13 protein-coding genes are annotated in these 15724 nt (G+C 55.3%); 6 read left to right on the top strand and 7 right to left on the bottom strand.

Features of this window, described 5'->3' with window-relative positions; all coding sequences use genetic code 11:
* Positions 1 to 176 precede the first annotated feature (176 nt).
* Both Q0802_RS18015 and Q0802_RS18010 read right to left on the bottom strand, forming a co-directional pair.
* Positions 177 to 857 carry an SGNH/GDSL hydrolase family protein gene (locus tag Q0802_RS18015; protein ID WP_298920831.1) on the bottom strand — a complete coding sequence of 227 codons (681 nt, stop codon included), beginning with the start codon at positions 855 to 857 and terminating at the stop codon, positions 177 to 179.
* Between the two features lie 177 nt (positions 858 to 1034).
* A complete protein-coding gene (locus Q0802_RS18010; RefSeq protein ID WP_298920829.1) occupies positions 1035 to 1937 on the bottom strand; it encodes a GntR family transcriptional regulator in 903 nt (300 codons plus the stop codon).
* Positions 1938 to 2337: 400 nt separating this feature from the next.
* Between Q0802_RS18010 and Q0802_RS18005 the strand changes: the two genes are divergently transcribed.
* From Q0802_RS18005 to Q0802_RS17995, 3 genes are read left to right on the top strand one after another with little or no spacing between them, the layout of a single operon-like run.
* Positions 2338 to 3099 (top strand): ATP-binding cassette domain-containing protein, encoded by a 762-nt coding sequence (locus Q0802_RS18005; RefSeq protein WP_298920827.1) that lies wholly within the window; start codon positions 2338 to 2340, stop codon positions 3097 to 3099.
* A gap of 11 nt (positions 3100 to 3110) precedes the next feature.
* Positions 3111 to 4238, top strand: a complete 1128-nt coding sequence (locus Q0802_RS18000) for an ABC transporter permease (protein WP_298920826.1) — start codon at positions 3111 to 3113, stop codon at positions 4236 to 4238.
* A 44-nt stretch (positions 4239 to 4282) separates the two neighbouring features.
* Complete coding sequence (locus tag Q0802_RS17995; RefSeq protein ID WP_298920824.1) at positions 4283 to 5425, top strand: substrate-binding domain-containing protein; 1143 nt, start codon at positions 4283 to 4285, stop codon at positions 5423 to 5425.
* A gap of 109 nt (positions 5426 to 5534) precedes the next feature.
* Here the strand turns inward: Q0802_RS17995 and Q0802_RS17990 are convergent, their stop codons facing one another.
* Both Q0802_RS17990 and Q0802_RS17985 read right to left on the bottom strand, forming a co-directional pair.
* A complete protein-coding gene (locus Q0802_RS17990) occupies positions 5535 to 6788 on the bottom strand; it encodes a hypothetical protein (RefSeq protein ID WP_298920822.1) in 1254 nt (417 codons plus the stop codon).
* A 47-nt stretch (positions 6789 to 6835) separates the two neighbouring features.
* Complete coding sequence (locus Q0802_RS17985) at positions 6836 to 8212, bottom strand: M20/M25/M40 family metallo-hydrolase (protein ID WP_298920820.1); 1377 nt, start codon at positions 8210 to 8212, stop codon at positions 6836 to 6838.
* Positions 8213 to 8442: 230 nt separating this feature from the next.
* On the opposite strand from Q0802_RS17985, the gene Q0802_RS17980 reads away from it, so the two are divergent.
* The gene (locus tag Q0802_RS17980) at positions 8443 to 9012 is read left to right on the top strand and encodes a histidine phosphatase family protein (protein ID WP_298920816.1); all 570 of its coding nucleotides are present in this window, start codon (positions 8443 to 8445) and stop codon (positions 9010 to 9012) included.
* Between the two features lie 95 nt (positions 9013 to 9107).
* On the top strand, positions 9108 to 9872 hold the full coding sequence (locus Q0802_RS17975; RefSeq protein WP_298920815.1) for an inositol monophosphatase: 765 nt from the start codon (positions 9108 to 9110) through the stop codon (positions 9870 to 9872).
* 153 nt (positions 9873 to 10025) lie between these two features.
* Here the strand turns inward: Q0802_RS17975 and Q0802_RS17970 are convergent, their stop codons facing one another.
* From Q0802_RS17970 to Q0802_RS17960, 3 genes are read right to left on the bottom strand one after another with little or no spacing between them, the layout of a single operon-like run.
* Positions 10026 to 11090 carry an ABC transporter ATP-binding protein gene (locus Q0802_RS17970; protein ID WP_298920814.1) on the bottom strand — a complete coding sequence of 355 codons (1065 nt, stop codon included), beginning with the start codon at positions 11088 to 11090 and terminating at the stop codon, positions 10026 to 10028.
* A gap of 12 nt (positions 11091 to 11102) precedes the next feature.
* Positions 11103 to 13316, bottom strand: a complete 2214-nt coding sequence (locus Q0802_RS17965; protein ID WP_298920813.1) for an iron ABC transporter permease — start codon at positions 13314 to 13316, stop codon at positions 11103 to 11105.
* 2 nt (positions 13317 to 13318) lie between these two features.
* The gene (locus tag Q0802_RS17960; protein WP_298920812.1) at positions 13319 to 14344 is read right to left on the bottom strand and encodes an ABC transporter substrate-binding protein; all 1026 of its coding nucleotides are present in this window, start codon (positions 14342 to 14344) and stop codon (positions 13319 to 13321) included.
* A gap of 257 nt (positions 14345 to 14601) precedes the next feature.
* On the opposite strand from Q0802_RS17960, the gene Q0802_RS17955 reads away from it, so the two are divergent.
* A complete protein-coding gene (locus Q0802_RS17955; RefSeq protein WP_298920810.1) occupies positions 14602 to 15693 on the top strand; it encodes a hypothetical protein in 1092 nt (363 codons plus the stop codon).
* Positions 15694 to 15724 lie beyond the last annotated feature (31 nt).

The following is a 15724-nucleotide window of genomic DNA, read 5'->3' as shown; positions in this document are numbered from 1 at the left end:
GCCCGCCGCCTCGCCCGCAGGCGCCTGCCGTGGATGGTCTTCGACTACATCGATGGTGCCGCGGGGGGGGAAGTCGGACAACACCACGCGGCGCTAATATTGGATTATCGAAAGATACGGGCCGAACCCGGCAATGCCAACTAGCAGATCCGGGCCGACCTGTATGATGGGTTTTGTCACCGCTCGATCACGCCAACAATGCGTTTGGCAATTTCGCGGCTTGCTTTTTGCGACGGGTGAATCCGATCGCCCGAGTGAAAGGATCTGTCACCATATGGCACGAGATCCCGCAGCGAAACAAAATGCACTCCGCCATCGGCCTGGGCCATCCGCGAAATCCTGCGTTCCAACTCATTGCCCTCATCCCGGCAATGTTCGATGATCGACCCGACACCGGGGCTTCGCAGATACCCTACGTATATCACTTGCGCGCCGGTTCTCCGCAGACTGCTTACGAGATTGGCGATTTCGCCATTACGCCCGTTCTCACTGATCATCTTATTCATACGACGATCACAGCGGCTGCACCCACAGCCGAGCCATAGGTCATTGCCACCGCCGTTAATGATGATCCAATCCCAGTTCCCGGGCGCATACTGCTTGGCAATATTCAGCCCCATCGCCCCGGTAATGGGAAGATTGTAGATCATTCTGGCCCCGACAACGGAGCGATCAATCACCGGCTCGTTGAGTATTTGCTCCACGTTGTCGGAAATGCCGCTATCGCTCCCGGCGTGCCAGGCCATCATGGAATCGCCCATCGCAAGAATACGAGGCGACTGATTTACCGGGACCGTTTCCCCGCATCCCATCAGCACCACCGCAATCAAACTCATTTGAAGAAGAAGGAATTTCATTGTCCCAATACACCCCAATCGTATTTTCACCATCGCAGCGACGTCAGCCGCAGCGTCCCAAGCGACAAGTTACCCACCACTATGTGAAAAGCCGTTAATATCGCCGGAAACATCTCAACGACTTTCTTCAAATCAGCTTAAAAATACGTGTGAGCGGTGAACGAGCTGGCGCGAAGCTCAGGCCGGTTGATCCCATTGAACTGATTTCATCAATGTTGAACGTGCGTGTTCAAGATGTTCGTCGAATCTCAACTGCGCCTCGGAGAAATTCCCCTTTGCGACGGCCTCAATGACGGCCAGATGCTGTTGAGCGGCATAGTAATTTCGCTCTCGTTCACCCTTTTTGTTCCAGCGATAGTGGTAATGGAACACAACCGACACGAGGCCAAAGAAATCATCCGCGAAGCGATTGCCCAACTGGTCCACCCAAACCCGGTGAAATTGCTCATCCAACCGCGGGAAATCGCGGTAGGCTGTATCGATATGCGCCATGATCCGACGGTGTTCTGGTTCCAGCGCGCGCAACGCCTGATGACCCGCGCTCTGAGACCCGGCTTTCAGAAACCCCTCGAACGCCCTGCGTTCGAACATCTCTCGCACGTCAAAAAGCTCTGCAGCAAATTCACGGGTGAAGCCGCGCAACACCCAAGCCCGGTTTGGTTTCTTCTCGATCAGCCCAAATCGTGAAAACCGGATTAGTAGCTCACGGACCACGGATGTACTGGCACCAAATGCGCGCACCAGATCGGATTCCCGCACAAGAGTTCCCGGTTTCAAGTTGCCTCCGAGCACGTATTCCATGAATTTGCTCTGGACCCGTTCACTGGTCGAGGTCGTTTCTTCCGCCGGGAAAAAATCCCGTTTCAACGGTTTGCGCAGGACCACCTTTTTGCGCCCCAACCAAGAAATGACGCCTGCGGTGTTTAGTTGTGTCAACACGGCTCGCACGGTCGTGCGACTTGTTCCCCACCTTTGTGAAAGCTCAGATTCTGTTGGCAGAGTGGCCCCTACGCCATTTTTTGCGATCAGATCGAGAGCACGATTAAAGGTCTCCTTATAGGTACTCTTATCCCGCGACATCTGATCTCAAAACTCAATCTCCCGGATCATCTAATCACATTACATAAAAAATCACACGGTTAATCCCGCCTAGACAGATCAGGCTGAAAACCGACATTGATACCTCCAGAATCCACCTAAGCTGCTGTTATTTATGGGCCATGGAATCGCGTGAGCTTCGTTAGATAGTTGAAATCGCTGATTTGCTTACACAGGGTTTTTAGGGATGTTCGAGAATTTCATCACCAGTGGCACGATTATGTTATCGATAACACTTGACAGATGTTATCGGTAACGTATTCTGCGTTCAACGGAGGGCATCCAGAAATTGCGCATGGGCAGCAGGTCCCTAGAGGGTCTCTTGCCACACAGATGCGGATCATATCTGGATGAACATCAGATGGCGCCAGAGGGGGAAAGAATGGCATCACAAAAACCCATCATTGCAATGCGAGGAATCGTAAAGCGATTTGGCGGCGTCGTTGCACTGGATAACGTCGATCTAGACGCCTATCCCGGTGAGGTCTTGGCCATCGTTGGCGACAACGGTGCAGGAAAATCCACCCTCATCAAAGTCCTAACCGGGGTCTACCAGCCCACGGAAGGCTCAATCAAGCTCGACGACAAACCCTTCCAGATGGCCAGCCATTCCGATGCAATCGAGAATGGCATTGACGCAGTTTACCAGAATTTGGCTATCGCCGACCACCTGACGCCGGCCGAAAACCTGTTTCTGGGCGCCGAGCTAACGAAGTCTGTTGCCGGTTTTACCGCGCTCGACAATCGACGCATGAAAGAGGAAGCCACCCGCGTTCTGAAGGATCGGTTGGGTGTTCAGCTCAAAAGCATGGATGTTGCGACCGAGAGCCTCTCGGGCGGGCAACGTCAAGCTGTCGCCATTGCGCGCGCGGTGCGACATGACGATTTGCGCGTGCTGGTCATGGATGAACCCACTGCCGCCTTGGGGCCGCAGGAAACGGCGCGCACGCTTGAATTGATCAAGGTGCTGAAGGCGCAGGGTCTCGCGATCATCGTCATTTCCCACTCACTGGATGATGTGTTTGAAGTATCCGACCGCATCCATGTCCAGCGCCGGGGCCAATGCGCGGGCGTCGTCAAAACCTCAGAAACCACCAACGAAGAAGTGCTGGGCATGATTGTTGGCACCAAGACCGCAGCATAGGGGCAGAACCAATGGCATCCAGCGAAACCGCGATCGAACAGCCGAGTTTTTCGGAAAAGATCGAACCCTACATCAGCTTTCTTGGGCCTATGGCGATGATCCTCGCGATCATCCTGTTCATGGGCGTGGCAGAGCCTGCGCGCTATTTCCGTGTCTCGAACATGACGCAGATACTGCTCGATGCAGCGCTCTATATGCCCATGGCAATGGCAATGACATTTGTCATCACACAACGCGGTATCGATTTGTCTATCGGATCGGTTGCCGCGCTTTCGTCCATCATTATGGCCTTTCTGATCAAGCAATATGGTTTCCCGGCCTGGTCGGCAGCGCTGATCGCCTTGTGCCTCGGTGCTTTGATGGGTTTGATCAATGGATTGGTCATCACCAAGTTCAAGGTACCCGACCTCATTGGCACCCTTGCAATGGATTTGGTCTATCGAGGCTTTGCACTTGTCATTGCCAAGGGGCTTGTTCTTGCGCGGTTCCCCGATCTGATCACAGAGATCGGGCGTGGCCAGTCTCTGGTCTTCCTGCCGACACCTGTCGTCATTGGCCTCATTACGTTGGCAATTGGCTACTTCATGCTGAAATCCACTCATTTCGGACGGTATACCATCTCTATCGGCTCCAACCCTGAGGCGAGCGAAATGACAGGCATCGCGGTCGACCGGCACCGGGTCTATGCCTATGTGCTGATGGGAACGATGGCCGCGTTGGCCGGTATCATGCTTACCGGTAAGCTGAATGCCATTCAGGCGACATCCGCCCCCTATTTCAACCTGCATGTCATCGCCGCCGTCGTCGTGGGAGGGACATCCCTGTTCGGGGGGCGCGCCTCGATTGTCGGCTCGCTGGCCGGTGTCTTGCTGCTGTCGATGATGATCAACGCGCTTGTCACCCTGCGCATTGAATTCTTCTGGCAATCCGTGGCGTCAGGCGTCGTCATCATCTTGTCGGTAGCGCTTTACACCTGGCTGCAGAAAAAAGATCGCGATGGCTCAGGCGGCTTGGCCGCCGCGCTCAGCAACCCTGACAATCGCAAGCTGCTGAAAATGACGGTTTGGATCATGGGGGCCCTGATCGTGCTCAGCATCATTAGTCTGATCTTGGGCGGCCCGGCCAACCCAAGCGGCTAAATCATTCATCGAGCGGCTATCGCTCACTTCTGGGAGGAACTTAAATGACAACATTCAAAACACCGTTGGTCGCAGCACTGCTTGCCACCACAACGGCGCTGGCAGCCGGCGCGGCAGATTTGCCGCTCAAGGAGCTGCCCGGCATTGCTGACAGGGATCACTGGCTGCCCGGCGAGGTCAATCAGGACGGTGCCCTCGAAGCGCTGCAAGCCGCTACTGGTGAAGCTGCGATCCCCTACAGCGGCACGCAGGAAAATCCGATCCAGATCGCGCTGATCTACCCTTCAGCGGATGTATCCGATTTTTGGGCACGGAACTATCTTGCACTTACCAAGCGGCTGGACCAACTGGGCATCAAGTATGAAACCCGCGAATTCGCCTCTCGTCAGGTCGAGCACTCATTACAGGCAACCTATGCAAGCCAGGTGGATCAGGATGCTGATCTTTATGACTTCGTGATCTTCGGCCCCTCCGAACTTGCAACCCAGGCCGACAACATTGACAAGCTTTCAGCCAATCCTGATCTGACAACCTTTGTCTGGGCTTTTCACACACCGCTGAAGTATCTCAAAACGCAACCTGCCGGTTGGTTTGATTTCTCATCTGCCTACGGGGCCCTCAAGATCTGTGACTACATGGTTGAACGTCTGGGCAAGGATGTGACCTACGCCATGAACCGGGGTATCCCCGGGATCACCGACAACCAGCGGTCGGGTGATTTCAAGGATTGTGTTGCGGAAAAAGGGAACTGGAACGTTGTTTACGAACACTACGGTGAGTATCAGCGCGAAGGCGGCTTTGAGGGGACGCAATTGATCTTGCAGGCCTATCCGGAAGCGAAAGTCATCCACAACGCCAACACCGCCATGTCTATGGGATCGGTCGAGGCACAGCTGTCCATTGGCAAAGAGAAAGAGATTTTCTCCACCGGATGGGGCGGCACCGGCCTTGAGCTTGATGCCATTCGCCGTGGGGAGCTTGACGCGACGCCCATGCGGATGGGCGATGACGTCGGTGCGGCAACGGCAGAGGCCATCAAGGCTCACCTTGAAGGACGCCAAGAGGAGTTACCGCTGGTGTTCCTGGGCCGTATCACCGTCGCCCATGACAACATGAGCATCGAAGAAATCGACAACCTGGAAAAAGAAGCCTTCCGCTTCTCCGGTGTCGGCGCCCTGGAGCGCTAGATACAGCAGCAAAGACCGGTTCCTTGAACCCTGTGAGCCTGCTCCTGAAAGGGAGCAGGCTCATTCATTTGCAGATGGGTCGCGTTTGACCTGATCGACAGACCGTCATTCAGTCTGACTGATTGTTATCGAACGGGCATGGCGTTTCAAAAAACGCTGAAAGCAGCGAGGTTGACGCATCAATATCAGCACGTGCGCAGGCTTCTCTGACCGAATGCATCGCGAAGATCGGCACGCCGATATCGACAGACCGCACAGCAAGCGCCGTCGACGAATGCGGGCCCAACGATCCGCCCTGCCCACGATCCGCACGGTAGGTGAAACTCTGCATGTTGATGCCACGCTCACCCGCCAGCATCTTCAGATGCGCCATCAGATGCGCATTATAAGAATAATTGCCCCGTATCCCGTATTTTGCCACGGGACCGGACCCCGAGATCGGCGACTCCTGGCTGTCAAACAGTTCCGGTGAAAGCGGGTGAAGAGCGTGCGCCACATCCAGTGATATCTGCGCCGACTTACCTATCATCTCATCAAGGTTATCGCCGCCAATTCCCGCGAGAACCTTTTCAAAAAGCGGTGATTTGGCGCCAAGCCATGTGCCGCTGCCAATCTCCTCAGCGTCGAAAAGCGCCACGACCGGTATGCACGTGCCACCGGCCCAATCCCGAGACGTTAGCGCTGAAATCGCGGCAAAGCAGGAAATCAGATTGTCCAATCGTGCGCCGCTCACAAACGCGTCGTCTTTCCCAACCGTCGATGACTTTGCCGTGTCGTAGAGAAACAAATCATGCTCCAGCGGCACGCCCTGCTGGCCAGTGCCCGCGAGCAGGGTTTCCCAGAAAGCTTCGGGGGTCAACGCGTCGCCGGTATCGAACAGGCAGTGGAGGTCTGTCTGCGCATTTGGTTCCGCCTTGCCCGCCTTCATATGGGTCGGCACTCCGAGGGTTCGGCACTTCAACGTTGAATGGATGAGCTTTGCTGCAACCGAATTTTCCTCTTTGAAATAGGCCAGACCAGCGATACCCAGATCACGATCCATCCAGCTTGCCAAATTTGGCCCGTCATAGGGATGAACGGCCAGAAAATGGCACCCCATTTTCGAGAAATACCCCTCTGATTTGATTTTCAGCGACGGAAAATCCGTATGCGCAGAGACAATATGGAATGCATCTGCATCCCGGTTGTCTGGCACAACCCAGGCGAAGACCGTTTTGCCCCCACGTACGGTGAAATACCGACCAGGTGCCTGTTCCGCGGAATTCGCAACTTCAGAGAACCCGGCGGATTCCAACCAGTCGCACACAGCCCGTGTGGAATGATAGGGGGTTACGGATTTATCCAGAAACTCATGCAGATTCATTTGCCATCTTTCTTGGTGTCAACTCGAAACGTGGTCGCGCCAATCTCTTAGGTCACGGGATCTTCGATCACAAAACGTTCCAGAAATGCTTTATACGCCAGATAAGTGGTTTGCAGATCGGCCACCGCCATGACCTCGTAAGGGCTGTGCATGCTGAGGATTGGCGGCCCCATGTCAAAGACCTGAACCCCTTGGCGCGCAAAATGCATTGCCACGGTACCACCGCCTCCAAAATCAACTTTACCCAGTTCCCCAGGCTGCCACGGCAATTTATCCTCGATCATGATATTGCGCATCTGACTGACCAGCGAGCTATCGGCCTCGCTGGCCATGCGCTTCCCCCGCGATCCGGTGTATTTTGCGATACAAACGCCCTTGCCCAAATGCCCGCTGTTGCGCTCGTCTGTTGGTCCCGGCCAGGACGGATCAAGCGCCACATTCACATCGCCGCTCAGCATCACGGAATTCGAAATGGCTTTGCGCAGCAGGAAATAATCTTTTTCATCAAAGGCTTCAAACACCTCGAAAAGGAACCGCTCAAGGATGTTGGAATCTGCACCATGAACACCCTGCGATCCCACCTCCTCGCGGTCGGTGAAAATGAACGCACAGTTCTGACCCGCTTTCTGCATCTCCAGAAAAGCCTTGAGTGAGGCGAACGTGCAGGCGCGATTGTCATGGCCATAGGCACCGATCATTTTCTTTTCAAAACCGACAAACCGCGGTTGCATGGCCGGCACCGCCTCGAATTCGCCTGTGACAAAGTCACCGGCTTCCAGGCCCAATGCCGCCAGCATCCCTTCCGCAAAAGATTTCTTGTCCTTCGGCGTGTCGGGATCGGCCAAACCGGCGATCACGTTGAGATGTTCCGCAGAGATTTGCGAGCTGTTGGTCGCCCCGCCATCCGGTTGATGCCCCAGATGAGGCGCCAGATCACTGATGGTGAACACCGGATCATCCGCCTGTCGACCGATCTTTACCGCAAAACGCGCACCCGACTTTGATCGCCCCCGACCGTGCAGCTCGAGCGGGATACCCACCCAATGGTGCTTTTTGATACCGCCATAGTACCGGGTTTGTAACGTGCCCACCCCAAATTTCTCCTCGGGCGGCGCAGGTTTCAGGTCAAGGCGCGGGCTGTCCACGTGGGAGCCAAGTATTTTCAAACCATCGCCGATTTTCGAGAAATCAGAGATGGAGAAAAGCACACCGCACCGATCATTGAACCGCAAGGACAGTCGTAGCGCGCCTTTGTCATGCGCCTGTCCCTTTTCGAGAAAGCCCTGCGCGAGCGCCTCTTCATGAATGAAATCGCAGACCTCTACGCCCGTTTTGCACCTCCCAAGGAATTCGACATACTGACGTGCCAGTTCCTGCTCATCGGGTCCCGTGGGGGCACCACTTGCGCCTTGTTTCTTAGCCAACTTTCAAACCTCCAAAGGGATGTGCGATGCACCATCCGTCGCTCGATGAAGCCATAGTACGGGTTTGAACAGCAATGTGTATCCCATCCGACGCCTTATTATCGAGACCGGGGCGAACCCGCCAGAACAGGCCGCAGTCGCGTGCATCAAATGGGCGCCAGTTCACATAAACCCACAATTCTATCTTGCCACCGACTCACGGCGCGGTAGCGTGCGGTATGGATTTTACAGTGCGCTATCTCTCCCACCCGCAGGTCTTGATTGAACCGCACAAGGACATCGACAAATGGTCCCTCAACGAGTTGGGCCTTCAAAGGGTGCACCAGCTGGCAGAGCGTGATGTTCTGACCGGCACCACCCGTGTTGTCAGCAGCGCAGAAACCAAGGCGGTCGAGACTGCACGGCCATTGGCTGCCGCTTTGGGTCTGACAGTTGAGGTGCGTCCACGGATGCACGAAAATGACCGGAGCGCGACGGGATTCTTACCGTCAGATACGTTCGAGGCCGTGGCCGACCGTTTTTTCAACAATCCGGCACAAAGTATTCTTGGATGGGAAACAGCAAACCACGCACAGCAGCGCATTGTTGATGAGGTAAATGCGGTTTTGGAGGGCCCCATCACAGGTGACCTCCTTCTCGTCGGACACGGCGCTGCCGGAACTCTATTGTATTGCGCTCTGAGCGGGCGCGAGATTGACAGGAAGCATGACCAACCCAATGGCGGTGGGTGCTTTTTTTCATTTTCAACGTTGGATCGGAGACCACGCGCAACCTGGCAGCCCATGGAGCTAATGTCCTGAATGGCAGCGTGGGAGCACGGATTTGAAGCGGCTGGACAGACTTCGCGACACCTGCGAGGTAAGGGTCTTCATTGATTTAAGAGCAAGGTGGTTTCATGGATAATCGCAACGAAGCGGCAGTCGATATTGCAAGAAGCGGCGGGGCGCTTGCGCTCGATTATTTTCGGCGGCTGGGCAGCTTGGTCATCGAGGATAAGGGACCTCAGGATTTTGTGTCCGAGGCCGATAAAGCCGTTGAGGTCCATGTCCGCAAGATGATCGAGGAAGCCTTTCCTGCGGATGGTATTGTAGGGGAGGAAGACGCACCCAAACCTTCCAGATCGGGCTACACTTGGGTAATCGATCCGATTGATGGCACAACGAATTTCATCTCAGCCATCCCGGCATGGACAGTGGTCATCGCCGTGGTAAAGGACGATCAAACCCAGATTGGCGTTACCTGTGATCCGATCCATGAGGAAATGTATCTGGCGATCCGCGGCGCAGGCGCCTGGTTGAATGATGAGAGACTGGTTTGCCCCACAGATACGGAAATGACGCGCGGCAGTATTGGTACTGGCTTTTCTAATCGGATCAGCAAATCGGGCTCTGTCCGGTTGATCGATTCCGTTCTGACCGAAGGCGGCATCTTTCATCGGAACGCCTCTGGCGCTCTCTCGCTGGCCTATGTGGCTGCGGGGCGGTTAATCGGTTATGTCGAAGAGCATATGAACGCCTGGGACTGTCTTGCCGGGCAACTGCTTGTCGCGGAAGCCGGAGGGTGCATTGAAGAGCAAAGCGCGGATGACATGATGGCAAACGGGGGGGCGCGTCGTCGTGGGAAGCAGGGGCGTTTTCAAAGATCTGGTGCGAATTGCTGATGCAGCTTATCAAAGCTAGGCGGTGTATCTGTTGACTTGCCTCGCAGATGGCAAACTGTCGGGAGTTTGGGATTTGCAAAGTTACTGAGCTAACGTTGCAAATCGAGGCAGGTGTAGAACCAATTGAAACCAAGCAGCGTCCTATTCCAAAGGTTAGACAGCTGGCAACAAGACCGGGCCAATCGCATCCAGCCCCACGATCACGCTTTCCCCAACACCCAACGGTGCATCCACATTTTCGCTAACGGCAAAAATCTGTCCAAATCCAGCATTCAACGTATATTCCATACGACTGCCGACATATGTCGCTTTTGAAATTTCCATGTGCATGCCCGCCTCTGCGCCCAATTTCAAACGCGTGGGGCGCACAGCCAGCATGGCAGCCCCCTGCCCCAATCCGCGCGCGGGCAATGTATGGAGGAAATCGTCAACGCGGATACTTGCGGTTTCTCCGGTGACATTTGTGATTTCGCACGGGATGATATTCGCCTCACCGATAAAGTCTGCGACAAACCGATCTGCCGGTGCGTCATATAATTGCCGAGGTGTCCCGATCTGCGCGATACCTGCGTTGCGCATAACGACAATCTCGTCAGACACCGCCAGGGCCTCTTCCTGATCGTGGGTAACATAGACGACCGTCAATCCGAGATTCTGCTGGATTTCGCGGATCTCTTCGCGCACCTGACGCCGCAGTTTGGCATCCAGATTGGAAAGCGGTTCGTCAAAAAGCAACACCTGAGGCTCCAGCACCAATGCGCGGGCCACGGCGACACGTTGCTGTTGCCCCCCCGAAAGCTCGGAAGGCAGCCGGTCCCCATATCCCTTCAATCCCACCAGATCGAGCCCCTGGGCGGCCCGGTCGCGCGTTTCCGATTTGTCAAACCCGGAGAACCCCAGCCCGTAGGAGACATTCTCCATCACCGTCATGTGCGGAAAGAGCGCGTAGGACTGAAACACCATCGACACATCGCGATCGGTCGCAGGCAACAGGGTCACGTCGCGATCCCCAATATGAATGGAGCCCTTCGATGCCATTTCCAGACCGGCAATCATACGCAGGGTTGTTGTTTTGCCGCAGCCTGACGGGCCCAGCAGAGTCACCAGCTTACCCGCTTCGATCTCGAGATTGATATCATCGACGGCCACAACGTCTTTGCCATAGATTTTGGTGACGCTGCGAAAACTGACCGGCGCGGCTTTGGAATTGATACTCATATCCGTGCGTCCTTATACATTGGTGCGCGATTGGGTCATGCGTCGCCCGATTTCCGTGCGTCCGACAATCACCTGCATGAGGGCCACGACGCTGAGCATCACGAAGATCAGGGTTGTGGAATAGGCAATCGCCAGCCCGTAGTCGTTATTCTCCACCCGCCCGATGATGTAGCTGGTCGCCATGTCATATTCCGCCGAGACCAGAAAAATCACTGCTGAAATGGCCGTCATCGCACGCACAAAGCTATAGACCAACGCGGCCAGGATCGCCGGTCGCAGAAGCGGCAGGATAATCCGGCGGAAGGTCTCCCAGGAATTTGCCCCCAGCGTCAGGGACGACTCGTCGAGCGATTTGTCCAATTGCGACATGGAAGCGATGCCCGCCCTTACACCGACAGGCATGTTGCGGAAGATGAAGCTGACCACAAGAATGATGCCGGTTCCGGTGATCTCAATCGGCGGAACATTGAAGGCCAGAATGTAGCTGACACCGATCACCGTGCCGGGAATGGCAAAGCTGAGCATGGTGCCAAATTCGAATGCGTTTTTGCCTGCGAATGTCTGGCGCGTCAGCAGATAGGCGGTGATCAGGCCGACGATGGCCGTGAGCGGTGCGGCGATCGCGGCGATTTTCAGGGTCGTCCAGAAACTGTCCCAAGCGGCGCCCGACCAGCGGATGCCGCCCTCCTCCAGACGGAACGAAAATGCGGTGATGTAGTGTTTGAATGTGAGCGTGTTATTGACACCCCAAAGCTCTACAACCGAGCCATAGAAGATCATCAGGTAGACGACAGCAGTAAAGCCTGCCCAGATCATGGCAAGCGCGAGAACCGGCAAGGACAAGGCCCGCGGCATATGGGGATGCACCCCGCTATCACCCTTGCCGGAAACGGTTGTGTAGCTCTTTTTGCCCAACCAGAAACGTTGCGCATAAAACGCACCCAGTGTGAAACACAGCAGCACCATCGCCAGAACGGCCGCCTTGCCCTGATCATATTGTGCGCCAACGATGGCAAAAAAGATCTCCGTCGAGAGCACATCGAAGTTTCCGCCCAGCACCAGAGGGTTGCCGAAATCGGCCATGCTTTCGATGAAACCGAGTAGAAAGGCATTGGCCAGCCCCGGGCGCATCAACGGCAAGGAGACAGTTTTGAAGACCTGCCACTTGCTGGCACGCAGCGTTTGCGCCGCCTCTTCCATTGACGGCGAAACACCTTCGACCACACCGATGAGCACCAGAAACGCGATGGGTGTGAACGCCAGCGTCTGGGCGATGAGCACCCCCGGCAGACCGTAAAGCCACCGCGTCGGCTGAATGCCAAAAACGTCGGAGAAAAACACGGTGACGGACCCCGACAGCCCGAAGAGCAGAATAAGCGCGAGGCCGATCACGAAGGGGGGCGTGATGATCGGCAGGACCGTGAGCGCCCGCAAGGCGCGTTTATAGCGAAAGCCCGACCGGGTCACCACCAATGCGAAAATGAGGCCCAGCACCGTTGTGATCAGCCCGACAAGCACCGCAAGGAAAAGCGAATTCCACGCCACGCCACAGCGCCCGCCCGAGAGGCACCCCAACCCCCAAAGACGGTCATCAAAGAACTTGGCAGCAAAGACGCTGGCGGAATAGCCGCCCTCTTCCGTGATGAATGCGGCTGTCAACATCTTGGCGATCGGGAAGAAAACAAATGCGGTGACAATTACGATCACGCCGCCGATCGCACTGACAACAAAGACGTCGCCATTGATCGCGCCGCGCGCAGCAATGCCTTGCGTAAATAGAAACAGAAAAGCCGAGGCACAGATCAGCGCGCCATATCCCATCCCGAACTGACGGTCGCCCAAATCGCCAAAAACCGCTTCGGCCCAGTCGAAGTTCCAGCCGCGGATACCAATGCTGAAGCCCTGAACAATCAACCACCCAAAGCCGAAAGCCCCTGCAAGGATCAGTACTTTGGCATAAAGAGGATCGGTTTTTCGCTTTTTGATCACCCAGAGCGGGGCTAGAAGCGCCACAAACATTGGCGCAAGCCACAGCTTTTCGCCCTGGCCGATCAGAAACGCCGCAGGTGCGTAATCCGTGTCAAACGGGTAGCCATCTAGCAGCCATTCAAACGCAAAAAATTCCTCCACCCCGTACCACGGGAGGAGGAAGAAACCGACCCATCCGGCGATGATCCAGAAGATCAGGACCGGATGAGTTGTTTTCTCAGATGCCAGCTGGCGCATGTTTATTGCGGCAGAACTGACACCTCATCATCCCACTTCTTCAGCAGGCGTTTGCGCTCATCGGACGACCCGTATTTCTTGAAATCGTAGTCAATCAAGGTGATCTGGGACATATCAGGCGCAGAGGCGGAAGTTTCAGCGCCCTTGTTCGACGGCACCTGGAACGCATTAACCTGCAGCGCGAGGTTTTGCGCTTCGGCACTTAGCGCCCAATCATAGAACTTTTTAGCTTCGTCCATGTTACGCGCACCGTCGATGATCGACATGGACCCGATCTCATAGCCTGTCCCCTCACAGGGTGCCACGACCTTGACCGGGAAGCCCGACACAGCCTGTTTGACAGCGTCATGCATGAACACGATGCCAATGGTGTTCTCGCCGCGTCCGGCCGCTTTGATGGGGGCGGATCCGGATTTCGTGTATTGGTTGACGTTGGTATGCAGGCCTTTCATGAAATCAAAGCCTTCGTCTTCTCCAAAGAGCTGCATCATCGTGGCCAATGTTGTATAGGCCGTACCGGACGAATTGGGGTTCGCCATCTGAACATGGCCTTTATATTCAGGCTTGAGCAGATCCTTCCAGCAGGCTGGTTCCGGTAGGTTGTTCGCCGCCAGCAAATCAGCGTTGTAGCCGTAACCCAAGGCGCCGGAATAAATCCCAATGGTTTTGTTACCGGCACTTTCGGCCTGTGAGATCGCCCAAGGATGCAGTTGGTCCCGCATTGGTGACAGGTATTCCGCGGTCAGCCCTTCCTCAGCGGCCTGAAGATGCGGGTCACCCGTGCCGCCCCACCAGACATCGCCCTTTGGGTTGGCGCTCTCCGCCTTGATTTGCGCAAAGGTTTCGCCTGACGATTTGCGCGTCATTGCCACGTCTATGCCCGTGGCATCCTGAAAACTGTTGGCCATCAACTGGCACCAGTCCTCTTGCGCGGAACAATAGAATGTCAGCTTATCCGCTTGCGCGGCACCGGCTGCGGCAACCAGTGCAAGCGCGGATGCACCGCACAGTGTCTTTAATGAAGTCATGTAATCCCTCCCAGAACCATCTGCTTTGTAACAGTTTTGTAAAACAAGCCTAGAAAGGGAATTCTGTTCTTGCAAATGAATTCGCGCCCCAAGGTGACCCGGCGCCCCTCTTTTGAAACGATCTGGAATGCGGCGCATGGGGTCCGGCCTTCGCAAAGGATCACAGCGGGGTCGACAAATGGTTGGACAACTGCAACCAGAGGTTTAGGCTAAACCGTCAGAAAGCTGCATTGGCACTTGGATATTGCGAGCGTTTGATGATGTTGAAACCCCTCCTGATCGCTTGGTTGTTTACAGTATCCACCGGCTATATTTCAGCCATGTATTTCATGGCCGATATGCTCCAGACGAGCAAAAGCAACGCACAGCAGGAACACCGTGCCCGGCTTGACCCGACGGCTGATGAAACCGGCCGCACGGGCGTTGATGCGCGCGCACTGGACGGCATCGATCATTCCGAGCAAATCTCCGTCGAAACAGGTATTTACGTGGACCGTATCCCACGTCTGTCGATGCCGGATACCAATTGGACCGTTGATTTCTACCTATGGTTTCGATGGTCAGATCGCGAAATCTCGCCCGGGCAAAATTTCCACGTCATAGATGGCGAGATTCTCAAAAAGGAACTCAAGACGCGCTATGACGATAGCGTGACACGTTACGAACTCTATCGTGTCACGGCACGCATCTCCAAGTTTTTCAATGTTGCCAGGTTTCCGCGGGATGACCATTTGCTGGCGCTTCGCATCGAAGACGCGCAAAACCAGATTGGGAAAATGATCTTTGTGCCCGATGTCAGCGGCAGCGCGGTCAGTTCCCGAGTTAAGATTCCGGGCTACGAAATCTACGACAGCACAATCGTCCAGAAACCGCATTCCTACAAAACCAGAAGAGGCGACCCGCGCCTCGCAGAAGGCTACCAGGCGACCTACTCGCAGCTCGTCTACGGGATCGCCATAAAAGAGCCCGGTTGGGCGCTCTACATCAAGATGTTTCTCGGAACATTTGCCTCCGTGGCCATTTGCCTTTTGTCATTTCTTATTGGCCCCGCACATACCGGGCCTCGCTTTTCGGTCAGTATCGGTGCCTTCTTCGCAGCGATCGCAAGCACCTATGTGGTCTCGCGCCTTATCCCCAAAACCGGCACTGTCGGCTTAACCGATTTCGTGACAGGTGCTTCATTGGTGACTATTTTCCTCGCGGTCCTGACCTCTACGATGACGCTGAAAATTGGCGAGGTGACCGGCGAAGCCCAGTTGCAACGGCGTTTTGACATCGCCGCGCTGCTGGTTTTCCTGATCGGCTACATCTCATTGAACATCGTGATCGCGCAAGCGGCCTCAATCTGATCGTCCACATGGGCAATTCAGGCTAGTTTTC

The organism is uncultured Roseobacter sp. (genome assembly GCF_947495275.1).
GTDB lineage: Bacteria > Pseudomonadota > Alphaproteobacteria > Rhodobacterales > Rhodobacteraceae > Roseobacter.
This window is presented reverse-complemented; position numbering and strand designations above follow the sequence as displayed.